Raw genomic sequence first — 22860 nt, forward strand, 5'->3', positions numbered from 1 at the left:
CCGCTATCGGGCAGCCTCGGATCAAGCATTTGGAAAGGATTTTCCTTCACTAATGCAAGGATAAAAGCCCGAGGGATTGCGCCATGAACATGATGAGCAAACTGGATCACCGCGAAGCCGAGGCGGTGCCGGATTATGTGCGCGATATGCGGGCCGATATCGGTCAGGAAGAGCTCGACCAGGCGCATGCCGCCGCGCTCGAAGCCGAACGCATCACCCTTCTCGAACGGATCGGCTGGTTCCGCGATCTCACACTTTCGGGCAAGATCAACGCGATCTTCGGCACCTTCCTCGGTGTCGGCGTGCTGATGGCGCTGGTGCTGGGACTGGGTCTGGGCGAACTCTGGAACCGCTACAATGCCACCGCACGCGTACAGGAAACGCTGGTCGCGGCGGGCGATCTGCGGGTGACTGTGGGCGAATATCGCCACGATGCGGTGCGCGCGCTCTATGATCGCAGCGCCAGCGTCAAGGCTGAACGCCGCGCGAGCGAAGATGCGCTCGATACGCAGACTGCCGCCATCGGAGCCGCAATCGCCGCCAACGCGCCAGACCTTGCGCCGCGCTTTGCCGAGGTGCGCGAGTCCTTCTCAGCCATGCAGGACAGTGTCGAACGCGCAGAAGATGCCGTGCGCGATGGCGCTGCCGCCGGCCGTGCCGCTGCCGCTGTCGACAAGCAGGGCGAAGCGATGATCGCAGCGAGCCAGCAGTTTGCCGCCGACACCGCTGCCCGGGCCGAAGCCATGGAAGCCTCCGGCATCAGCTATTTCTTCAACATGATCCTGATCATCGCTGCGCTGGCAGTGGTGGGGGGCGTGGTGCTGCTGCTGGGGATCGCCTATCTCTCGCGTGATTTCTCGCGCAAGATCATGGAAATCGCTGCGGGTATGAAGAGCCTCGCCGAGGGCGACCGCAACTTCGTCATCGCCGGGCACGACCGCAAGGATGAGATCGGCGCGATGGTGCGCTCGCTCGAACTGTTCAAGCGTGCCAACAAGTGGATGGAAGCCCGCGCCCGCGAACGCTCCGAGAAGATCGAACAGGAACTGCAGCTTCAGCAAGAACGCGAACGCGAACGCGCCGAGGCCGAAGCCCGCAAGGCCGCGCTGCTTGATGATGTCGCGCGCCAGCTTGAACGCACCGTCGGCGACGTTGTGAACGGGGTCGCCGCTGCTTCGAGCCAGCTTCACACCACCGCCACCCGCATGGCCGCCAGCGCCGAGGAAGCCAGCCGCCGCACGGGCGAAGTCGCAGCCTCGATGGAAGAAGCCAATGCTGGCGCCACCGCCGCCGCCGCCGCGAGTGACGAATTTGCGCTCTCGATCAGCGAAATCAGCCGTCAGGCCGCCGCCTCGAGCGAACTTGCACGGCTCGCCACCGATGCCACCGGCGAAGCGGATGAAACCATCTCCGCGCTCGCCGCTTCGGCCGAGGAAGTCGGCCAGATCGTCGAACTGATCCAGACCATCGCCCAGCGCACCAACCTGCTCGCATTGAACGCCTCCATCGAGGCGGCGCGCGGGGGCGAGGCGGGCCGCGGCTTTGCAGTGGTGGCGAGCGAGGTCAAGGAACTGGCGATGCAGACCAGCCGCGCGACCGAAAAGGTCGCCGACCAGATCCGCGCGATGCAATCGACCACCGGTGCCAGTGTCAAGGCGCTGCGCGCGATTGCCGGGCAGGTGCGCGATCTCGAATCCACCGCTGTCTCGATCGCCACGGCGGTCGACCAGCAATCGGTCGCGGGCCGTGATCTGGCACAGAGCATTGATCTGGCCGCGCGCGGCACCGAGAAAGTCGCAGGCCACATCGAAGATGTGCGCCAGCTCTCGCTTTCGACCGGCGCGGCGGCCAGCCAGGTGCTCTCCAGCGCCAACGAACTGGAAGCCCAGGCCGCCCATCTCAGCGATCAGGTGCGCGGGTTCCTCGGTCGCGTGCGCGCGGGGTAGGATTTGCCGCGCATGGCGGCTAGGGGGTGGGCATGCCCTCCCCCTTCATCCTGTTCCAGCACCTCGCCCCGCAACACGCGCTGACCCGCTTCGCCGGCAGTATCGCCGCGAGCGAGCAGCCGTGGCTGCGTGAGCGCATGATCCGCCGCTTTGCCGCAGCCTACGGCGTCGACATGAGCGAGGCCGCGCGCGGGTTCGGCGAATTCGCCAGCTTCAACGACTTCTTCACCCGCGAGCTGAAGCCCGGTGCGCGTCCGCTGGCCGATGCTGACGCGTTCATCCTCAGCCCGGCCGATGGCGCGGTGAGCCAGCTTGGCACGATAACCAATGGCCGGATCTTCCAGGCCAAGGGGCGTGATTATACCGCCGCCGAACTGCTCGGCCACGGCGCCGAGGCGGCTGCGCGGTTCGAGGGCGGGAGCTTCATCACGATCTACCTTTCCCCCCGCGATTATCACCGCGTCCATATGCCCGCCGCCGGGAGCCTCAGCTCGACCGCCTATGTCCCGGGCGACCTGTTCTCGGTCAATGGCGCAACCGCCGAAGGGGTCGATCGCCTGTTCGCCCGTAACGAGCGCCTCGCCTGCCTGTTTGGCGGGCTGGACGGTGCCTTTGCCAGCGTCATGGTCGGGGCGATGATCGTCGCGGGGATCGATACGGTCTGGCCGCACCGCTTTGCCGGACACGCCCGCAGCGTGGTGCGAGAGGACTTCGGCTCCGGCGCGGTCGATCTGGCCGCTGGGGACGAGATGGGCCGCTTCTACCTCGGCTCGACCGTGGTGCTGCTGTTCGAGCCGGGGCGCGTCGAATGGCTGGAAGGCCTTGCCGCCGGCGATCCGCTCCGCATGGGTCAGGCGATCGGGCGCAGGGTCTAAGCCGTCTTCGCCAGCGCCGAAGCGGTTACCGGCTGACGGAAGAAGCCCAGATCGGGCGTGGCGAAGCGGCCGATATTGGGCGCGACCGAGGGCATTTCCGAAGCCGAAACCCCGAACCACTTGGCCAGCGTCGCCGAGAATTCGTCGACCGACGTGCTCGGCAAGAGTCGTCCGCCGCCGACCTGATCGTCGCTGGTGACCGACACCTGTGGCGCACGGCCATAGAAGCGCCCGCCGCGTACATCGCCGCCGACGATGAAGTGATGCCCGCCCCAGCCGTGGTCCGATCCATCGCCGTTCGATTCCAGCGTGCGCCCGAAATCCGATGCGGTGAAGGTCGTCACCTTGTCGGCCACGCCCAGTTCGGCGGTCGCCTGGTAGAACGCATCGATCGCGAAATCGACCTGCCCGAGCAGGTTGTCATGCGAGCCGATCAGCCCGTCGTGGTGATCGAACCCGCCAAGCGAGACCATGAACACCTGCCGCGTCACCCCCAGCGAAGCGCGCGCCGCGATCAGCTGGGCCACCACCTTGAGCTGGTCGGCCAAGCGGTTGCCGGTGCCGAAACTGGTACTGAGGCTCACGCCGCGCAGGGCGTTGTTGACGAAGGCGCCATACTGGATCGAGCGGTCGTTGATCCGCGCATAATCCGCCGCCAGCACGTTGCCGCTGCCCGAACGCAGGATCGTATTGAGCGCCTGCGAGGCCACGGCGGAATTGAACAGCCGCCCGTTCTGGAGTGGGTTGAACAGCGTCGCCCCGGCAGGTGACACCTGATAGGGAATGGCATTCTGGCCGCTCAGAAACACCGCGTTGCCGGTGGCGTTGATGGCGGTGAACATCGAATTGGTGTTGGATGTCAGCGCCAGATCGCCCATTCGCCCGCCCCACCCGGTCGGTGCGCCTTCCGGCTGCGAGCTCTGCCAGGTCGATTGCTGGTCATTGTGCGAGAACAGCTTGGCCGGGCGCGGCACTGAACCGCTGTCATATTGCGCGCGGGTCAGCGGGGCGAGCAGCGGGCCGACATTAAGCAACGGCGCCATCACCCCCTGATCGAAGCGGGCCTTCAATCGCGGCATCGTCGGCGCAAGCGCATAGGTGATGTCGTCGGTCAGCCGCTGGTCTGTCGGAGTCGCCAGCACGGTGTTCTGGAGCGAGGCGCGGGCGAGCGCGATCCCCGCCGCCGCTTCCGAACCTGCCTCGCCGCGGATCGCAGCATAACGCGCATAGTTGGTCGAATCGAAGGGGATCAGCGTGTTGCCGTGATCATTGCCGCCATAAAGGAACACGCAGACCAGCGCCTTGTAGCCGCCACTGCTGTCGAAAGCGGCGGCTTCCGCCACGCCGGCGAGCCCCATCGCATAGGATGATGCCGCCCCCATCATCGCCAGCTGGCTGGAGCGCTGGATGAATGCGCGGCGCGAAATCTCGTTGGCCTTGCCGATGAACATGTCTGCAGTCCCCTGTGGTGTTCGGTTGCGGGTGTCGGCGGGCTTATTTCTGGATCAGGTAATCGGTCGATGCGAGGATCAGTGCGACCCCGATCCGCACGCGGCGCAGGCGATCATCGGCTGCGGTGGCGGTGGTGATCGGGACGTCGTCGATCGCCTGCTTGATGGTGTCGCGCACGCTGGTGCTCAGCTGCTTGCCTGTCAGAAGCAGATCGAGCCGGTCGAGCAGCGCCGTACTGTCATTGGCGATCGCCGCCTCGTCGGCGTAATCGAGCGCAAGATCGCTCACCGGCGCGCGCTGCCCTTCGACCGCGCGTTCGATGAAATTGACGTAGCCGGCAACCGAGGTTTCGTTGACCAGCTGGAACTCGGGCGCGAGGAGCCCGCGGTTGGCGATTTCGGAACCGGTCGGAAAATAGCCGGGGCGGAAGAAGTTGAACACCGAAGGCGAGCGCAGCGGGCTTTGCCCGAGCGCGGTCGCCGGATCGCTCAGGTCCGCGATACGCCAGCTGCCGCTGAGCGAGCGTCCCTTGAAGGTCCGCGCATGCTGGGCAAATCGCAGGATCGGTTCGCGCAGCTTGCCGAAATTGGCATTGGTGACATTGGCCGGGTCGAGCGCCTCGGTATCGAGCAGGATCGCCTTGAACACCGCGGCGAGATCGCCCCGGCGCCCCGAACCATTGTTGGCGAAGATATCGGCAACGCGCTTCACATAGGCGGGCGAGGGATTGCTGGTCACCAGACGCTGGATCATCTGCTTGGCGAAGAAGGGGCCGACGTTGGGATGGTTGAACAGGTGATCGAGCGCCTGGCGCAGGGTTTCGGTCGCATTGGTGCCGGCCGGGATGGTCAGGCCGAGGAAGGTCTTGGCTTCGGTCGAATGGAAGCCGGTCGTGCGGGGGAACTGCCAGCGCGTCGGATCGCTCGTCATCGGACGGCGCACGACATCGGGATGCGGGATCTGCCGCGTGCTGCCCACCTCGGTGGTGTAGGTATTGCCGGTAAAGTCGAGTTCATAGCCGGTGAAGACCCGCGCCAGCCCGCTGACATCGGCATTGGTGTAGGTCTCGATCGGCCTTCCGCCCGATTGTTTCAGCGTCCCGTCGGGATTGAGCTCGAACAGGCCGATGGTGAACAACTGCATGACTTCACGCGCATAATTCTCGTCGGGCACCCGCCCGGTGCGCGCATCGGCGGCACGGTTACCGCGGGTATTGAGGAACACCCCCATCGCCGGATTGAGCGTGATGTCGTTCAAGAGATCGCGGAAATTGCCGAAGGCGCGGCGATTGAGGATGTCCCAATATTCGGCAATGGCCGGACCGCGCCAGATGATGTTGATGCCGGTGAGCGAGACCACGAAGAATTCGGATAGCGCCAATGCGATGCGCTTGCGCACGGCGTTGCCGCCCGACAGCAGCTGCGACCAGATCATGTAGTCGCCCGTAATCAGGCCGTCGTAGTAGCGGTTGGCATCGACCTGATCGAAGCCGCGCGCGGTGAGGAAGTCCTTGCCGCTTTGATCGTTGGCCGCGGTAATCTGGCGATCGAGCCATGGCTCGTACCCATCGCTGCGCAATTGCTGGATTGCGGCTGGGCTGGCGGAGAAGGAGGCTTGCAGAAGGAAGCGTGCGGCCTCGCCATCAGTCTGCGGCTTGCGGACATTGGCGACCGGCCCACCGCCGCCGGAGCTCGACCCGCCACCCCCGCCGCAAGCGGCAAGCGCGAGCGAAAGGCCCGCAACAGCAGCCCCCTGGGCGGGCGTAATGGCGGGTTTCGGGAGTGTATCAGTCACGGGAGGGGCGGCGCTGGCGAGGTCTTCGCACTCGTCGATCTCCGGATGATACATCTGCGCTCGCTCCCCTTCATATGGTTGGCGAATGGTGGTCGCCACTTCGTTACCAGCACCTCAAGGTTCAACGTTAAAACGCGTCACGACGGCAAACCCTTCGCGCGATCTCCGGCCCCCATCGTGAAATCCCCGCATCGTCACGCTTCGAAGCGCGAATGCCAGTCTGATCGACAGGGATGAAGGCCAAGGATCGCGCGGCTGAACGCTCGACTTTTACCCGCGATCGATGATTTGACCAATGCGTGACACGCGCAAGCATGCGCATCCGAGCCTGAAGTTGCCACATGATGGCGCGTTCGGCTGCTTCGCCTCGTCGTAACGGGCGATGAATGTCCTGATGAAGGGGGATCTGGCCAGTCGGCCTTCGGTGGTTGCGGGAGTTGGATTTGAACCAACGACCTTCAGGTTATGAGCCTGACGAGCTACCGGGCTGCTCCATCCCGCGATACCGATGCTGCGTCTCGCACCGAAGCTTAAGACGCCAAAAGGGCCGCCCTTGCGGGACAGCCCTGTTGACTTTGTGAATGGGTTATACCTGCTTCCACTGGCTGCAATGCCTGGCGACGACCTACTCTTCCAACGCTTGAGCGTTAGTACCATCGGCGCGGTCTGGTTTCACGGCCGAGTTCGAGATGGGATCGGGTGGGTCACAGACGCTATGGCCACCAAGCAATGGAGCCAGTGGATGCGGGTTTTAAATCGATGCACACTCACTTGGGTGAGTGGTTAAGGGCGTATCTGGCTGGAGAAATTCTCCGCCGACGCAAGCCGCCAGAAGGCAGGCCTGTCGTTGACAGTGCGAATTCTCAAGCGCGATATGAACTATTAGGACCGGTTAGCTCCATACATTACTGCACTTCCACACCCGGCCTATCAACGTGATGGTCTATCACGGTTCAAAGATACCTAATCTTAAGGGAGGCTTCCCGCTTAGATGCTTTCAGCGGTTATCCCGTCCGTACATAGCTACCCTGCGGCACCCTTGGCAGGATGACAGGTACACCAGAGGTACGTTCACCCCGGTCCTCTCGTACTAGGGGCAACTCCTTTCAAGTATCGACGCCCACGGCAGATAGGGACCAAACTGTCTCGCGACGTTCTGAACCCAGCTCACGTACCACTTTAATTGGCGAACAGCCAAACCCTTGGGACCTGCTCCAGCCCCAGGATGTGATGAGCCGACATCGAGGTGCCAAACGATTCCGTCGATATGAGCTCTTGGGAATCATCAGCCTGTTATCCCCGGCGTACCTTTTATCCGTTGAGCGATGGCCCTTCCACGAGGGACCACCGGATCACTATGACCGACTTTCGTCTCTGCTCGACTCGTCAGTCTCGCAGTCAGGCAGGCTTATGCCATTGCACTCTAACAGACGGTTTCCAACCGTCCTGAGCCTACCATCGCGCGCCTCCGTTACTCTTTAGGAGGCGACCGCCCCAGTCAAACTACCCGCCACAGAGGGTCCCTACACCGGATAACGGTGCGAGGTTAGATATCAGAAAACAGCAGGGTGGTATTTCACCTATGGCTCCACGACAGCTGGCGCCGTCGCTTCAAAGCCTCCCACCTATGCTACACAACTCTTTCCTAATACCACTCTGAAGCTGCAGTAAAGGTGCACGGGGTCTTTCCGTCTAACCGCGGGTACTCCGCATCTTCACGGAGAATTCAATTTCGCTGAGCATATCCTGGAGACAGTGGGGAAGTCGTTACGCCATTCGTGCAGGTCGGAACTTACCCGACAAGGAATTTCGCTACCTTAGGACCGTTATAGTTACGGCCGCCGTTTACTGGGGCTTCAATTCGGAGCTTGCACTCCTCCTCTTAACCTTCCAGCACCGGGCAGGCGTCAGACCCTATACGTCGTCTTGAAGCCGACTTAGCAGAGTCCTGTGTTTTTGATAAACAGTCGCTACCCCCTGGCCTGTGCCCCCCACCAAAAGTTGCCTTAAGATGGGGCCTCCTTCTTCCGAAGGTACGGAGGCAATTTGCCGAGTTCCTTCAGGATACTTCTCTCAAGCGCCTTGGTATACTCTACCTGACCACCTGTGTCGGTTTCGGGTACGGTCTATACGGTGGGGCTATTTCCTGGAACCTCTTCACCGCCCGACCAATCCAATAAGGTCGAACAATTTACGAGATCCGTCACACACCACCAGGCCCACGAATATTAACGTGGTTCCCATCGACTACCCCCTTCGGGCTCGTCTTAGGGGCCGGCTCACCCTACGCTGATTAGCATTGCGTAGGAACCCTTGGTCTTTCGGCGACAGGGTATCTCACCCTGTTTGTCGCTACTCATGTCAGCATTCGCACTTCCGATACGTCCAGAGTCGGTTACCCTTCTCCTTCACTCGCCTACGGAACGCTCCGCTACCGCTGCAGTAAACTGCAACCCTAAGCTTCGGTGCATATCTTTAGCCCCGTTACATCTTCGCCGCAGGAACCCTTATTTAGACCAGTGAGCTGTTACGCTTTCTTTAAAGGATGGCTGCTTCTAAGCCAACCTCCTGGTTGTTTTGGGATTCCCACATGCTTTCCCACTTAGATATGACTTGGGGACCTTAGCTGTAGGTTAGGGCTGTTTCCCTTTTGACGACGGACCTTAGCACCCGCCGTCTGTCTGCCAGACAAGACTCGATGGTATTCGGAGTTTGGTTAGGTTTGGTACCGCTCGCGCAGCCCTAGCCCATCCAGTGCTCTACCCCCATCGGCATACATCTGACGCTCTACCTCAATAGATTTCGCGGAGAACCAGCTATTTCCCGGCTTGATTGGCCTTTCACCCCTAAACACAAGTCATCCGAGCATTTTTCAACATGCAACGGTTCGATCCTCCAGTGCGTGTTACCGCACCTTCAATCTGCTCATGCCTAGATCGCCGGGTTTCGGGTCTAATCCAACATACTCAGTCGCCCTATTCAGACTCGCTTTCGCTTCGCCTACACCTAACGGCTTAAGCTCGCATGCTAGATTAAGTCACTGACCCATTATGCAAGAGGTACGCTGTCACCCCCTATGGGGCTCCAACTGCTTGTAAGCATCCGGTTTCAGGTACTGTTTCACTCCCCTAATCGGGGTGCTTTTCACCTTTCCCTCACGGTACTGTGTTCGCTATCGGTCATGTACGAGTATTTAGGCTTAGAGGGTGGTCCCCCTATGTTCAGACAGGATTTCACGTGTCCCGCCCTACTCAAGTCCTTCATCATCACTTTCGCATACGGGACTGTCACCCGCTATGGTCACACTTTCCAGAGTGTTCTGCTAGTTGAAATGAAGGCACTGGCCTGGTCCCGGTTCGCTCGCCACTACTACGGGAATCTCTGTTGATGTCTTTTCCTCCGGGTACTGAGATGTTTCAGTTCCCCGGGTTCGCTTCACCAAGCCTATATATTCAGCTCGGTGATACCTTATCCACCTCGCCCGGTTGGCCCGAAAGCCAACTGGAAGAAATGGTGAAGGTGGGTTTCCCCATTCGGAAATCGCCGGATCAAAGTTTGCTCACAACTCCCCGACGCTTATCGCAGCGTGCCACGTCCTTCATCGCCTGTACATGCCAAGGCATCCACCAAATGCTCTTACCTCACGCTTGAGAATCCACACCATCAACGACAGGCCTGCATAAAAGCCTGACCGCTTGGAGATGGTGGGAGAATTATCTCAGCCAGATAATCAATTTGATTGATTTGTGATGCACGATCGCCCGCCCAGGCCGAAGCCTGTTCGATACAATCCATGCGCCACGGCATCGATTTAAAAACCCATTCACAATGTCAAAGAACGGCAACCGAAGTCGCCTGACCCGCCGTAGCGGGATCCGCTTTCGTTTCATCTATCGGATGTGTCGAGCGCGCTGGCCAAGGCCGCGCTGCGTCGTGTGTACCTGGTGGAGCCTATCGGGATCGAACCGATGACCCCCTGCTTGCAAAGCAGGTGCTCTCCCAGCTGAGCTAAGGCCCCTTAAGGTAATGGTGGGCCTGAGAAGATTCGAACTTCTGACCTCACCCTTATCAGGGGTGCGCTCTAACCGACTGAGCTACAGGCCCACACCACCGCGTCCGGCCGCCATTCCCGAAGGAACAGGCTGCCGCATGGGCGTGAGCCGGCTCAGGCACACAACCTACCGCTGGCGGCAGGTTGCATCCGATTGATGAAAGGACATGAGGACGACGGCAATGTTCTTTGGAAGACCGCGAAGCTCTTCCGATGGCTAGCACCGGCGCTTTCGCAAGTATCCTTAGAAAGGAGGTGATCCAGCCGCAGGTTCCCCTACGGCTACCTTGTTACGACTTCACCCCAGTCGCTGAACCCACCGTGGTCAGCTGCCTCCTTGCGGTTAGCGCACTGCCTTCGGGTGAATCCAACTCCCATGGTGTGACGGGCGGTGTGTACAAGGCCTGGGAACGTATTCACCGCGGCATGCTGATCCGCGATTACTAGCGATTCCGCCTTCATGCCCTCGAGTTGCAGAGGACAATCCGAACTGAGACATCTTTTGGAGATTAGCGCATCCTTGCGGAATAGCTGCCCACTGTAGATGCCATTGTAGCACGTGTGTAGCCCAGCCTGTAAGGGCCATGAGGACTTGACGTCATCCCCACCTTCCTCCGGCTTATCACCGGCAGTTTCCTTAAAGTGCCCAACTTAATGATGGCAACTAAGGACGAGGGTTGCGCTCGTTGCGGGACTTAACCCAACATCTCACGACACGAGCTGACGACAGCCATGCAGCACCTGTCACTAGGTCCCCGAAGGGAAGAAATCTGTCTCCAGAAGTCGTCCTAGGATGTCAAAGGCTGGTAAGGTTCTGCGCGTTGCTTCGAATTAAACCACATGCTCCACCGCTTGTGCAGGCCCCCGTCAATTCCTTTGAGTTTTAATCTTGCGACCGTACTCCCCAGGCGGATAACTTAATGCGTTAGCTGCGCCACCCAAGTTCCATGAACCCGGACAGCTAGTTATCATCGTTTACGGCGTGGACTACCAGGGTATCTAATCCTGTTTGCTCCCCACGCTTTCGCACCTCAGCGTCAATACTTGTCCAGCGAGTCGCCTTCGCCACTGGTGTTCTTCCGAATATCTACGAATTTCACCTCTACACTCGGAATTCCACTCGCCTCTCCAAGATTCTAGCTTCCCAGTTTCAAGGGCAGTTCCGGGGTTGAGCCCCGGGATTTCACCCCTGACTTAAAAAGCCGCCTACGTGCGCTTTACGCCCAGTAATTCCGAACAACGCTAGCTCCCTCCGTATTACCGCGGCTGCTGGCACGGAGTTAGCCGGAGCTTATTCTCCAGGTACTGTCATTATCATCCCTGGTAAAAGAGCTTTACAACCCTAAGGCCTTCATCACTCACGCGGCATTGCTGGATCAGGCTTTCGCCCATTGTCCAATATTCCCCACTGCTGCCTCCCGTAGGAGTCTGGGCCGTGTCTCAGTCCCAGTGTGGCTGATCATCCTCTCAGACCAGCTATGGATCGTCGCCTTGGTAGGCCTTTACCCCACCAACTAGCTAATCCAACGCGGGCCCATCTAAAGGCGATAAATCTTTGGTCCGAAGACATTATCCGGTATTAGCTCAAATTTCTCTGAGTTATTCCGAACCTAAAGGCAGGTTCCCACGCGTTACGCACCCGTGCGCCACTAGACCCGAAGGTCTCGTTCGACTTGCATGTGTTAGGCATGCCGCCAGCGTTCGTTCTGAGCCAGGATCAAACTCTCAAGTTGTGTCACACACCAAACCGGCATGGGGATAACCCCATCGACCAGCATGGCATGAGCTGCAAGGAGCCGATACCTGCACTGTCAAACGTAATGGATACGAATGAACATGCTTGCCATCCGGGCAGGCGTGGAGCCTGCGATCGGATGTGGCTATCGGCTTAAATTAACCGGTTACCGGAGCCTTGAGGTCCCCGGACCGGGCGCCGTCGCCCACATGTCCCTTCATCAAAAACCAACAATGTCAAAGAGCCGCCAGACAGTAATAGCGGACAGCGCTTCGTTCCCCGATTTACACCGGGGGACCGGCTATCCGATTGTGTTGGCGACCGAGCGTTGCGGTGGCGGTGGAAGCCGTCAGCGCCGCGTCGGTGAGGGCCATATATGGGGGGTCTCAGATTCGGTCAACGGCTTTTTGCAATTTTATTTCACGAGACCCGCAAACCCTTAGAATTCCGCCAGTTTTTGCCTATTTTTCGCTCGGAAACGGGCCTCACGGCATCGATTTGACCCATCTGAAACACGCGAATCCGGCGCTTTGGGGCCGTGAATCGCGCTTTTCCCGGCTGGCGCTGTTGGAGACTCACCCTACCGTGCTCGCCTTTTATAGATCGCGCCACGCTGTGCCGTAGGGTTAGGCACTACCCCCTTAGCGCCGTTGATTCGTATACGCCGCTTGGGCCTTCTCCCGGAGAGTGATAGCTTCACGCCTGCCGGATCGGGAGCAAACACCCGTCCGCGTGGGAGAGTCGGATGTCCATATCAATCAAGGCTGCGAGCGCGGCATTGTTATGGTCCATGATCGCCGGAGCCGCTGTGGCCGGGAATCCGGACAGTGCGGCTGCAACGCCATCCGCTACCTCGGGTCTGGTCGATCCAGCGGCTGCCGATGTTCTTTCGCTCGATCAGGAGCGCAACCGGCGGCTTACCCTTCCCGTGAGCATCAACGGCAATGGCCCGTTCGACTTCCTTATAGACACCGGCAGCCAGGCCACCGCGATTACCCACGAGATCCGGACGAACCTCGCGCTCGAATCAGCCGGCACCGCCACGCTGGTCGGCATGGCGAGCCGGCGGGAAGTGGAAATGGCGAAGGTTGCCCGCATCGATATCGGTGCCAACAGCTTCACGGACTTTGATGCACCCGTGCTCGCGCGCGAGCATGTCGGTGCAGACGGGATCATCGGGCTCGATGCCTTGCAGGACTTCCGGGTGCTGCTCGATTTCCGCAAGCAGACCATCGCCGTCGAGGACACCGCCGGTAAAGGGAGCAATGCCGGGTTCGAGATCATCGTGCGCGCGCGCCAGCAGCTCGGACAGCTGCTGATCACCGATGCGCTGGTCGAAGGTGTGAAGGCCACTGTCATCATCGATACCGGCGCGCAGGCGAGCCTGGCCAACAATGCGCTGCGCGAACGCATCCGCGCCAAACGCGCAAGCGAGGTTGTCACGACCGACGTTAACGGGGTCGATCTGGTCGGGCAGGTGGCGGTCGTGCGCTCGCTTGCGATCGAAGGACTGGCGCTGACCGACGTGCCGCTCGCCTTTGCCGACACGCCTGCCTTTGCGGCGCTCGGGCTCGCCGACAAGCCGGTGCTGTCGCTGGGCATGCAGCATCTCGCACTGTTCGACCGGGTGGCGATCGACTTTGCCCGGCAGCGCATCCTGTTCGATGTCCCGCGCGATGTGGCGCGCGCGATGCGCGAGGCGAAGAACGCCAGCAGAATAACGCCCCGCTTCTAGATAGGGCTGCCATGCTTGCGGTATTGCCTGCGCGCGCCCACATGGTGACGCGACATGCCGCCTGACATCCCCTCACCCGCCCCGTCCGCAACCGCCAAGCGCGACATCGAAAGCTGGGCCACGCTCAGGCGCTTCCTTCCCTATCTCTGGCCGAAGGACAATCCGGGCCTGCGCACCCGCATCGTGGTGGCGATGGGGCTGGTGCTTGCCGCCAAGGGTGTGACGCTGGCGCTACCCTTTGCCTATAAGGGCGCGGTAGACGCGATGGCCGGATCGGCCGACGCGGGCCTCACTGTCGCACTGGCGCTGGTTGCGGCCTATGCGCTGGGGCGGTTCACCTCGGTCGCCTTCGACAACCTGCGCAACATCGCGTTCGAGCGGGTCGGGCAGATGGCCTCGCTGAGCCTCGCAGAGGACGTGTTCCGGCGGCTGCACCGGCTCTCGTTGCGCTTCCACCTCTCGCGCCGCACTGGCGAAGTCACCAAGATCATAGAGCGCGGGACCAAGAGCATCGACCAGATGCTCTATTTCCTGCTGTTCAACATCGTCCCCACGATCATCGAGCTGATCGCTGTCGGCATCATCTTCTATATCAATTTCGGGCTGACGCTGGTGGCGGCGACCGCGGCGACAGTGGTAGCCTATGTCTACGTCACCCGCTGGATCACCGAATGGCGCACCAAGCTGCGGCGCGAGATGAACGATCTCGACGGCGAGGCGCTGCACCGCGCAGTGGATTCGCTGCTCAACTACGAAACGGTGAAGTACTTCGGGGCCGAGCGGCGCGAGGAAGAACGCTATTCGCGTGCGGCGCGCGCCTATGCCGAAGCGGCGATCAAGTCGGAAAACTCGGTCGGCCTGCTCAACATGGCGCAGTCGGTCATCACCAATGCGCTGGTGGCAGGCGCAATGGCCTATACCGTATGGGGTTGGAGCAAGGGCACGCTGACGGTGGGCGACCTGGTGCTGGTGAACACCTACCTGATCCAACTCTTCCGTCCATTGGACGTGCTCGGCTGGGTCTATCGCACCATCCGCCAGGGACTGGTCGACATGGCCGAGATGTTCCGCCTGATCGACACCGATATCGAAGTGCAGGATCGCCCCGGCGCGCCGGCACTGATCGTCCGCACGCCCACAGTCGCGTTCGACAATGTCACCTTCGGCTACGAGCCGGGCCGCACAATCCTGCATGGCCTGAGCTTCGAAGTCGCCGCCGGCACCACAACTGCGATCGTCGGCCCTTCAGGCGCGGGCAAGAGCACCATCGGGCGGCTGCTGTTCCGCTTCTATGATCCGCAATCGGGCCGCGTATTGGTGGGAGGCGAGGATATTGCCACTGTCACACAGGACAGCGTGCGCGCGGCGATCGGCATCGTTCCGCAGGACACGGTGCTGTTCAACGACACGCTGGCCTATAACATCGCCTATGGCGCTGAAGGGGCCGATCAGGCCCGGATCGAACAGGCCGCCCGCGATGCCGCGCTCACCCCGCTGATCGAGCGCCTGCCTGATCGCTTCGCCACTATGGTGGGTGAACGCGGGCTCAAGCTGTCGGGCGGGGAAAAGCAGCGCGTCGCCATCGCCCGCACGCTGGTGAAGAACCCGCCAATCCTGCTGCTGGACGAGGCGACCAGCGCACTGGATACCCGCACCGAGCAGGAAATCCTCGGCACCCTGCGCCGCATCGCCAAGGGCCGCACCACCATCGCGATCGCCCACCGGCTGTCGACCATCGCCGATGCCGACCGCATCCTCGTGCTCGATCATGGCCGGCTCGCCGAAAGCGGCAATCATGCAAGCCTGCTGGCGCATGGCGGGCTCTATGCTGAAATGTGGGCGCGCCAGGCCAACGAGCGGCGCGAAGAAGACACCGACCTGGCTGCCGAAGCCGCCGAATAGCGCCCGTCCCGCCGCCCCTTGCCTGCCAGCGGGGTGAACGATACCTCTCATCCATGGCCTCCGTCCGGAGGTTGTCCCCATGGAGAGAGACACACCGATGCGTCACGCCCGACTGCTTGCCCTGCTGCTTGCCAGCGCCGCCGTTCCCGCCGCCGCACAGGAAGCGCCCGCGCCTGCGCCCGCCGCACCTACCGTGCCAGTCCCGGCCGCTCTGACCGCCGAAGAGATGCCCGCGATCCCGCTCGCGCTGGTCGATGATGTGCGCCCCTATCTCGAATCGCGCGGTGCGGGCTTTGCCGGATGGGATCCGAACACCCGCGCGGTGCTGATCTCCACCCGCTTCGCAAATGTCAGCCAGCTCCACCGCGTCGCCATGCCGATGGGCGCGCGCACCCAGATCAGCTTCGAGGCCGAAACCGTGCGCGGCTCCTACGCGCCGACCAAGGGCGACGTGATCGTCGCCAGCAAGGATAAGGGCGGGGACGAGTATTTCCAGCTCCACACCCTGAAAGACGGCCGCCTGACTCTGCTGACCGACGGCAAGAGCCGCAACCAGATCAACGCATGGAGCCAGGACGGCAGCCTGATCGGCTTCAGCTCGACCCGCCGCAACGGGATCGACAGCGACCTCTACATCATGGACCCGCGCGATCCGTCGTCCTCGCGGATGGTGCATGAAAGCAAGGGCGGCGGCTGGGCGCTGGTCGCCTTCTCGCCCGACAACACCTTCGCCTATGTCGCCGATTACCGCTCGGTCGAGGATGTCGATCTCTACCGGCTCGATCTGGTGACCGGCGTGATGACCCCGATCGGCGATCCTGCGGCCAAGGTCGCCTATAGCGGGCTCGATGTCGCGCCGGACGGGACGATCTGGGTGACCAGCGATCAGGGATCGGACTTCCAGCGGCTGGGCCGGCTTGACCCGGTGACGGGCGCGTTCAGCCCCGTCACGCGCGAGAAATGGGATGTCGACGGGTTCGACGTCTCGGACGATGGCACCATGATCGTCTATGAGGTGAACGAGGCAGGGTCGGACCGGATGCGTCTGCTCGATGTCGCCACGGGCAAGGTCACCAAGGTCGATGCGCTGCCCGCCGGACAGATCGGCGGCTTGCAGTTCGCGCCGTGGGGCGAGATCGGCTTTTCCTTCTCGAGCGCCAAGAGCGCGTCGGACGTCTGGTCACTCGACCCCAAGACCATGCAGCTCACCCGCTGGACGCAAAGCGAGACCGGCGGGCTCGATGCTTCGGTCAATGTCGAACCGCGCATCTTAACGGCCAAGAGCTTTGACGGGCTCGAAGTCTCCGGCCTGCTCTATATGCCGGACCCCAAGAAGTTCCCCGGCAAGCGTCCGCTGATCGTCGATGTGCACGGCGGCCCCGAAGGGCAAAGCACAGCGGGCTTCATGGGGAGCGACAACTACTACCTCAACGAGCTCGGCGTCGGCATCTTCTTCCCCAATGTCCGCGGCTCCACGGGTTACGGCAAGACCTTCGTCAGCCTCGACAACGGGCCGTTCAAGCGCGAGGATTCGGTCAAGGATATGGCCGCGCTGATCGACAAGGTGCGCGCCGATCCGGCGGTCGATCCGGCCAAGGTCGGGCTGACCGGCGGCTCATACGGCGGCTACATGTGCTATGCGGCTGCCGTGCAGCTCAAGGCCAAGCTGACTGCGACCCAGTGCACCGTCGCGATCAGCAACTTCGTCAGCTTCCTCGAAAACACCAACCCCTATCGGCAGGACCTGCGCCGGGTGGAGTATGGTGACGAGCGCGTGCCCGAACAGCGCGCCAAGCTGATGGAAATCAGCCCGCTCACCCGCGTGAACGAGATCACCAAGCCGATGTTCGTGATCACCGGCGCCAATGATCCGCGCGTGCCCAAGTCCGAAGCCGACCAGATGGTCGCAGCGATCCGCGCCAATGGCGGCGAGGCCTGGCATCTGGTCGCCGCCGACGAAGGCCACGGCTTCCGCAAGAAGGCCAATTCCGATTACGCTTTCCTTGCCCAGCTGGTGTTCTGGAAGAAGCACCTGCTGGGAGAGTAATTAGACCGATGACGCGAGGCGCTGGAGGATTGCCAGCGCCTCGTCGCGCCGCTCCCACGGCACAAACAGGTGATCGTGGTGGAACCCCGCCACGACATTGCAGGCAATCCCAGACCCAGCGAGCGCCGCCGATACGGCTGCGGTCAGCCCCACGCCTTCAAGCGCAGAGTGCACTTGCAAGGTGATCCGCGCAAAATCCCCGCCCGCCTGCGGTACAATCGCGGTGGTGCCTTCCTCCTCGCGGATGATCGCAAAGGCATCGGCGGGGGCATCGCCTTCGACGAGCGTGAAGCTCCACCCGCGCGGGTCGAGCACCGGTGCCATCCCGGCCAGCATGCCCGCCAGATCGCCGACCGGCCCGCCGGTCACAGGATGTATTTCGACAGGTCGGTGTTGCCCGCCAGCCCTTCGAGCCGCGCGCGCACATAGTCAGCGTCGATCCTAATCGTCTCGCCCGCGTGATCCTCCGCCTCGAAGCTGATTTCCTCGAGCAACCGCTCCATCACCGTCTGCAAACGCCGCGCACCGATATTCTCGACTGTGCCGTTCACCTGCGCCGCGATGCGGGCGATTTCGGGAATCGCATCGTCGGTGAAATCGAGCGTCACTTCCTCGGTGCCGAGCAGCGCCTTGTATTGCGCGACGAGATTGGCGCGGGTTTCGGAGAGGATCCGCACGAAATCGGCCTCGGTCAGCGCGCGCAGCTCGACGCGGATCGGCAGGCGGCCCTGCAATTCGGGCAGCATGTCGGAAGGCTTGGCCACGTGGAACGCGCCGCTCGCGATGAACAGCACGTGGTCGGTCTTCATCGGGCCGTACTTGGTGGCAACCGTGGTGCCCTCGATCAGCGGCAGGAGATCGCGCTGCACACCTTCGCGGCTGACCGATCCGCCGCGCACATCGGAGACCGCGATCTTGTCGATCTCGTCGAGGAACACGATCCCGTTGGTTTCGGCATTCTGGAGCGCGGCGCGCGCGACATCATCCTGATCGAGGCGCTTGTCGGCCTCTTCATCGACCAGCCGGTCCCAGGCTTCGGGCACACGCAGCTTCTGGCGGCGGGTGTTCTTCCGGCCCAGCGCCTTGCCCATCATGTCGCTGAGGTCGATCATCCCCATCTGCCCGCCCATGTTGCCCATGTCGAACGGGGTCGCGGGCGTATCGCGCAGCTCGATCTCGACTTCGACATCGTTCATCGCGTTCTGGACGATACGCTGGCGGAAGGCTTCGCGGGTGGCTTCGGAGGCATTGTCACCCACCAGCGCGGTCAGCAGCCGGTCCATTGCGGCCTCGGACGCGGCCTCGCGCACCTTCTCGCGGCGGCGTTCCTTTTCCAGCCGGATCGCCTCTTCCACCAGATCGCGCGCGATCTGTTCGACATCGCGGCCGACATAGCCGACCTCGGTGAACTTGGTCGCCTCGACCTTGATGAACGGGGCCTCGGCAAGCTTGGCCAGACGGCGGCTGATCTCGGTCTTGCCGCAACCCGTCGGGCCGATCATCAGGATATTCTTGGGGGTCACCTCGTCGCGCAGATCCGCGCCCAGCCGCTGACGGCGCCAGCGGTTACGCAGGGCGACGGCGACCGCGCGCTTCGCCTCGGCCTGACCGATGATATGTTCGTCGAGCGCGGCGACGATGGCCTTGGGGGTAAGCGCCTGAGGAGCGGTGGAGGTGGTCATGGGGTCTTTCTGCTTGTGTCCTCGCCGCTATGTGGCGCGGCCAGCCGCCGGTTCAAGGCCAGCGTCATCGGCCGCTCCACATGAGTGTAGAACAGCCAGCTGATCCCGACCGCTGCGATCACGGCGCTCACCAGGTAATCCCAGGGGCCGGGATCGAAGAACGGCACGCGGGGCCAGAACCACAGCCAGAACCATGCGACCGGCACGTGAAGCAGATAGAGCGCATAGCTGATGTCGCCCGCGCGGTTGACGAGGCCCGCCGCAGGCAGCGGCAACGGCCCGGCGAGCGCCGCCAGCGCGATCAATAGCGCCGGCGCGCCGCACCAGAGGAGGTAATTCCAGCCGAGCGCGCTCGGCACGTCGGGCACCGGCACCGCCCACAGCAGCACGCCGCCAGAGAGGAGCGCGAGCCAACGCCACACCGCGCCCCACTCTCCGCCCCGCGCGCGCCATAGCGCCAAAACCATCCCGGCGACGAACATCACTGAAATCGGCCTTGTCGCGGCGAACAGCGCAGGATTGACCGGCGGCACCCAATGGCCAGCGATCACCAGCACCGCCAGCACCGCCGCCACCGCAAGGATCGCCCGCGCGCGGGGCAGGCCGATGAACAGCCCGAACCACAGGTAAAACATCATCTCGTAAAACAGCGTCCAGCCCACCCACAGGAACGGCAGCGGACGCAGGAATTCATTGTCGGGCCAATAGGGGATCAGCGCCAGCGACTTGGCGAGCTTCGCCGGATCGATCGGGGTCGGGAACAGCGTCAGGAAGATCGCGGCGAGCATCAGGCTCGCGATCCAGTAAGGCGGCATGATGCGGATGATGCGGCGCCGCCAGAACAGCGTGCGCGCGCCCGGCCTGCCGAACTGGCGCTCGGCCGCCACCACCATGACATAGCCCGAAACGATGAAGAACAGCATCACCGCCAGCTGCCCGCTCACATCCCCGCGCCATGTCAGCCCGAGGCCGGGGCCGAGATGATCGGCAAAGGCAAAGGCGATATGCCCTGCGGCCACTGCCAGTGCAGCAACCGCACGCAGCAACTGGATCGCGGTGATCCGGTCGCGCTGCGCCTCGGCACTGTCACTGTTGCTGTCGATTGTCCCGCGCTCCGCCCTCACGCTGAAGCGGATAGGGCTAAACCGTTTCGAGGGTCAAATTGCCGTTGGTAAAGACGCAGATATCCGCCGCCACGGCCATCGCCTTGCGCGCGATCACCTCGGCATCGGCCTCGTAATCGGCGAGCGCGCGGGCGGCGGCGAGCGCATAGTTTCCGCCCGATCCGATCGCGGCGATATCGCCCACCGGTTCGAGCACATCGCCATTGCCGGTCAGCACCAGCAGCGTGTCCTTGTCGGCGACGATCATCAGCGCTTCGAGATTGCGCAGATACTTGTCGGTGCGCCAGTCCTTGGCGAGCTCCACGCTCGCGCGCATCAGCTGGCCCGAATACTGCTCGAGCTTCTTTTCGAGCCGTTCGAACAGGGTGAAGGCATCCGCAGTCGCGCCGGCGAAACCGGCGACCACGCTGCCATTGCCGATGCGGCGTACTTTGCGCGCGTTGGGCTTCATCACGGTGTTGCCCATCGACACCTGCCCGTCGCCCGCGACGACTGTCTTGCCGCCACGGCGCACGCCGATGATGGTGGTGCCATGCCACTGAACGAGGCCGTGGGCCGAAGGATCGTTGCTCATGCCCGCCAATATGGCGCGCGCGGCAAGCGGTTCAAGCGGATTACTGTCCGTTCGGCCCGCCGCCGCCTGGCACGCCTGCCCCGCCGACCTGGCCGATATTGCCGAACAGGTCTTCAAGGAAGCCGCGTTCACGCCCGAGGGTCGGGGTCTTGTCGCCATCGGGATCGAGGAACACGACCTGATCCACGCCAGAGCGCTTCACATTGATCACCCGCCCAGCGTCATCGAACTGCACAGCGAGCACGCTGTGGATCTTGATCTTCGGGCGGTTGAACGGGCGCTGCCCGGTCACGCTCGAGACATAATACCATGTCGGCGCGCCGAACTGGCTGGTGAAGGTCGGGCGGCCCAGCGTGCCTTCAACCGATTGCTGGTTGTCGATCCGGGGCTGGATTGCGTCGGTCAGCAGCGGATCGACGATATAGCCGCGCGATTCGCGGATCGACGAGCAGGCCGGCAGGACTACCGCCAGCACCGCGAGCAGCGCCGCTGTTTTGAGCGAGCGCTTGCCAGAAATTTTCGGGCCTGCCTGTGTCATCTGCGCCAAACCGTGTTCGTCCCGTCATTGATCGCGCAGCTTTGCGCGTTTGTCCCTTGGGCGATGCGCTTTAAGGGGCTAGGCGCAAGCTTGCAACGCACCATATGGCAGCGGCGGTGGAGCATCGGGGTTGAACCCTGCTTGAACGCATCCGCGCCTCGTGCGTTTGCGTAACACCGCGGGGTTCGACCGGCCCTGCAAACTCCTGTGGAATGAACGCGCGAAAGGCCCGTATCCGATGTCCTTCCTCTCCCGCCTGCTCGGCACGGCACCCGACCCGCGCGAAGGCGTGCGGCCGCTGTGGCACCGCGTGATCGAACTCGCGCGCGAGCCGGCCTATTATGCCGAATGCGGCGTGGCGGACACGATCGCCGGGCGGTTCGACATGATCACTGCTGTGCTCAGCGCGGTCATGGTGCGGGTCGAAGCGTCCGATCTGCGGGCCGAAAGCGCGCTCCTCGCCGAGCTGTTTGTCGAGGACATGGACGGCCAGCTGCGCGAATTCGGGATCAACGACGTGATCGTGGGCAAGCGCATCGGCAAGCTGATGAGCGTGCTCGGCGGGCGGCTCGGGGCCTATCGCAGCGCGCTCAACACCGGCGACATCGACAAGCTGACCGCCGCAATCCAGCGCAACGTCACCTTTGCCGAGGGCGCGGACGAAGCCGCAAGCGCGCGCGCCGTGGCCGAACGCGTCATGAAGCTGTTCGAGCGGCTCGGCCGGTTCTCGGATGCCGAGGTGCTGAAGGCGAGCGCGATCTGGTGAGCGCGGCCCTTCCCCCTTCGGAACTGCCGCGCATGATCAAGGCGCGCCCGCTACCTGCGGGAACGGTGGTGATCGAGGCAAGCGAGACAGAATGTGCCGCGCTCGCCGCGCGCTTCGGCCTTGGCGCAGTCGAGCATCTGCGGGCCGAAGTGGCGCTCGAACAGAAGCCCCGCGCCATCCGTGCAACCGGGCGGCTCACAGCGGCGATCATGCAGCCCTGCGCGATCAGCGGGGAAGACTTCCCCGTCACCATCGACGAGCCGATCGACCTCAGATTCATCGAGGAAAACCGGCGTCCTGCGGCCGATGACGCGGACGTCGAACTCGAACTCGAAGCCGATGATTGCGACGAGATCGAATATTCAGGCGAGATGTTCGATCTGGGCGAAGCGGTGGCGCAGACGCTCGGCCTCGCGATCGATCCCTATGCCGAAGGGCCGAATGCCGATGCGATGCGCAAGGCTGCCGGGATCGTGCAGGAGGGTGAGCAGGAAGGCCCGCTCGCAGCCTTGCTGGCGGGCCTCAAGAAGGACTGAGCCGGCGCCGCAAGCCCGCAATGTTCCACGTGGAACACAGGGCAAGAGGGGGTCTAAGGGGGGTCTAGAGGGGGTCTAACCCCGGTCTAGCCGAACCTCGGCC

The 22860-nt window shown here is 62.5% G+C and carries 14 protein-coding genes, 3 tRNA genes and 3 rRNA genes; 7 read left to right on the plus strand and 13 right to left on the minus strand.

Annotated elements, in window-relative coordinates:
* The first annotated feature begins 89 nt into the window (after positions 1-89).
* The gene (locus tag BG023_RS13970) at positions 90-1946 is read left to right on the plus strand and encodes a methyl-accepting chemotaxis protein (RefSeq protein WP_190315782.1); all 1857 of its coding nucleotides are present in this window, start codon (positions 90-92) and stop codon (positions 1944-1946) included.
* Positions 1947-1978: 32 nt separating this feature from the next.
* A complete protein-coding gene (asd, locus tag BG023_RS13975; RefSeq protein ID WP_069310977.1) occupies positions 1979-2821 on the plus strand; it encodes an archaetidylserine decarboxylase in 843 nt (280 codons plus the stop codon).
* On the opposite strand, the gene BG023_RS13980 is transcribed toward asd, so the two are convergent.
* The 8 genes from BG023_RS13980 to BG023_RS14015 all read right to left on the minus strand — a co-directional run bounded on the left by BG023_RS13980 (position 2818) and on the right by BG023_RS14015 (position 11851).
* The gene (locus BG023_RS13980; RefSeq protein ID WP_069310978.1) at positions 2818-4272 is read right to left on the minus strand and encodes a DUF1501 domain-containing protein; all 1455 of its coding nucleotides are present in this window, start codon (positions 4270-4272) and stop codon (positions 2818-2820) included. The genes asd and BG023_RS13980 overlap by 4 nt on opposite strands.
* A 43-nt stretch (positions 4273-4315) precedes the next feature.
* Complete coding sequence (locus BG023_RS13985; RefSeq protein WP_233993022.1) at positions 4316-6067, minus strand: DUF1800 domain-containing protein; 1752 nt, start codon at positions 6065-6067, stop codon at positions 4316-4318.
* A 425-nt stretch (positions 6068-6492) separates the two neighbouring features.
* Positions 6493-6569, minus strand: a tRNA-Met gene (locus BG023_RS13990).
* A gap of 110 nt (positions 6570-6679) precedes the next feature.
* Positions 6680-6794, minus strand: a 5S ribosomal RNA gene (gene rrf, locus BG023_RS13995).
* A 135-nt stretch (positions 6795-6929) separates the two neighbouring features.
* Positions 6930-9717 (minus strand): 23S ribosomal RNA (locus tag BG023_RS14000).
* A gap of 292 nt (positions 9718-10009) precedes the next feature.
* Positions 10010-10085 (minus strand) — tRNA-Ala (locus BG023_RS14005).
* Between the two features lie 9 nt (positions 10086-10094).
* Positions 10095-10171 (minus strand) — tRNA-Ile (locus tag BG023_RS14010).
* A gap of 195 nt (positions 10172-10366) precedes the next feature.
* A 16S ribosomal RNA gene (locus tag BG023_RS14015) occupies positions 10367-11851 on the minus strand.
* Together the 16S, 23S and 5S rRNA genes with 3 tRNA genes alongside form the textbook arrangement of a ribosomal RNA operon.
* Before the next feature lie 792 nt (positions 11852-12643).
* On the opposite strand from BG023_RS14015, the gene BG023_RS14020 reads away from it, so the two are divergent.
* The 3 genes from BG023_RS14020 to BG023_RS14030 all read left to right on the plus strand — a co-directional run bounded on the left by BG023_RS14020 (position 12644) and on the right by BG023_RS14030 (position 17537).
* Positions 12644-13588 (plus strand): retroviral-like aspartic protease family protein, encoded by a 945-nt coding sequence (locus BG023_RS14020; protein ID WP_233993023.1) that lies wholly within the window; start codon positions 12644-12646, stop codon positions 13586-13588.
* Between the two features lie 54 nt (positions 13589-13642).
* Positions 13643-15490 (plus strand): ABCB family ABC transporter ATP-binding protein/permease, encoded by a 1848-nt coding sequence (locus tag BG023_RS14025; protein WP_069310981.1) that lies wholly within the window; start codon positions 13643-13645, stop codon positions 15488-15490.
* Between the two features lie 97 nt (positions 15491-15587).
* Positions 15588-17537 (plus strand): S9 family peptidase, encoded by a 1950-nt coding sequence (locus tag BG023_RS14030; protein WP_069310982.1) that lies wholly within the window; start codon positions 15588-15590, stop codon positions 17535-17537.
* On the opposite strand, the gene BG023_RS14035 is transcribed toward BG023_RS14030, so the two are convergent.
* The 5 genes from BG023_RS14035 to BG023_RS14055 are packed head-to-tail and all read right to left on the minus strand — an operon-like array spanning position 17538 to position 21455.
* Complete coding sequence (locus BG023_RS14035) at positions 17538-17906, minus strand: ACT domain-containing protein (RefSeq protein ID WP_233993024.1); 369 nt, start codon at positions 17904-17906, stop codon at positions 17538-17540.
* On the minus strand, positions 17903-19219 hold the full coding sequence (gene hslU, locus BG023_RS14040) for an ATP-dependent protease ATPase subunit HslU (protein WP_069310983.1): 1317 nt from the start codon (positions 19217-19219) through the stop codon (positions 17903-17905). Before hslU ends, BG023_RS14035 begins: the two co-directional genes overlap by 4 nt.
* A complete protein-coding gene (locus tag BG023_RS14045; protein WP_069310984.1) occupies positions 19216-20343 on the minus strand; it encodes an acyltransferase family protein in 1128 nt (375 codons plus the stop codon). Before BG023_RS14045 ends, hslU begins: the two co-directional genes overlap by 4 nt.
* Before the next feature lie 16 nt (positions 20344-20359).
* On the minus strand, positions 20360-20917 hold the full coding sequence (gene hslV, locus BG023_RS14050; protein ID WP_069310985.1) for an ATP-dependent protease subunit HslV: 558 nt from the start codon (positions 20915-20917) through the stop codon (positions 20360-20362).
* A 40-nt stretch (positions 20918-20957) separates the two neighbouring features.
* Positions 20958-21455: an outer membrane protein assembly factor BamE gene (locus tag BG023_RS14055; RefSeq protein WP_069310986.1), complete on the minus strand. Its 498-nt coding sequence runs from the start codon at positions 21453-21455 to the stop codon at positions 20958-20960.
* A gap of 238 nt (positions 21456-21693) precedes the next feature.
* Between BG023_RS14055 and BG023_RS14060 the strand changes: the two genes are divergently transcribed.
* Both BG023_RS14060 and BG023_RS14065 read left to right on the plus strand, forming a co-directional pair.
* The gene (locus BG023_RS14060; RefSeq protein WP_069310987.1) at positions 21694-22221 is read left to right on the plus strand and encodes a ubiquinol-cytochrome C chaperone family protein; all 528 of its coding nucleotides are present in this window, start codon (positions 21694-21696) and stop codon (positions 22219-22221) included.
* The gene (locus BG023_RS14065; RefSeq protein WP_150122893.1) at positions 22218-22757 is read left to right on the plus strand and encodes a YceD family protein; all 540 of its coding nucleotides are present in this window, start codon (positions 22218-22220) and stop codon (positions 22755-22757) included. Before BG023_RS14060 ends, BG023_RS14065 begins: the two co-directional genes overlap by 4 nt.
* Positions 22758-22860: the final 103 nt, after the last annotated feature.

The organism is Porphyrobacter sp. LM 6, assembly GCF_001720465.1.
Taxonomy (GTDB): Bacteria; Pseudomonadota; Alphaproteobacteria; order Sphingomonadales; family Sphingomonadaceae; genus Erythrobacter.

Coding starts and splice junctions, on each gene's coding strand:
- BG023_RS13970 (WP_190315782.1), top strand. CDS start 90: ATGATGAGCAAACTGGATCACCGCGAAGCCGAGGCGGTGCCGGATTAT.
- BG023_RS14055 (WP_069310986.1), bottom strand. CDS start 21,455: ATGACACAGGCAGGCCCGAAAATTTCTGGCAAGCGCTCGCTCAAAACA.
- BG023_RS14060 (WP_069310987.1), top strand. CDS start 21,694: ATGTCCTTCCTCTCCCGCCTGCTCGGCACGGCACCCGACCCGCGCGAA.
- hslU (WP_069310983.1), bottom strand. CDS start 19,219: ATGACCACCTCCACCGCTCCTCAGGCGCTTACCCCCAAGGCCATCGTC.
- BG023_RS14025 (WP_069310981.1), top strand. CDS start 13,643: ATGCCGCCTGACATCCCCTCACCCGCCCCGTCCGCAACCGCCAAGCGC.
- hslV (WP_069310985.1), bottom strand. CDS start 20,917: ATGAGCAACGATCCTTCGGCCCACGGCCTCGTTCAGTGGCATGGCACC.
- BG023_RS14030 (WP_069310982.1), top strand. CDS start 15,588: ATGCGTCACGCCCGACTGCTTGCCCTGCTGCTTGCCAGCGCCGCCGTT.
- BG023_RS13980 (WP_069310978.1), bottom strand. CDS start 4,272: ATGTTCATCGGCAAGGCCAACGAGATTTCGCGCCGCGCATTCATCCAG.
- asd (WP_069310977.1), top strand. CDS start 1,979: ATGCCCTCCCCCTTCATCCTGTTCCAGCACCTCGCCCCGCAACACGCG.
- BG023_RS14020 (WP_233993023.1), top strand. CDS start 12,644: ATGATCGCCGGAGCCGCTGTGGCCGGGAATCCGGACAGTGCGGCTGCA.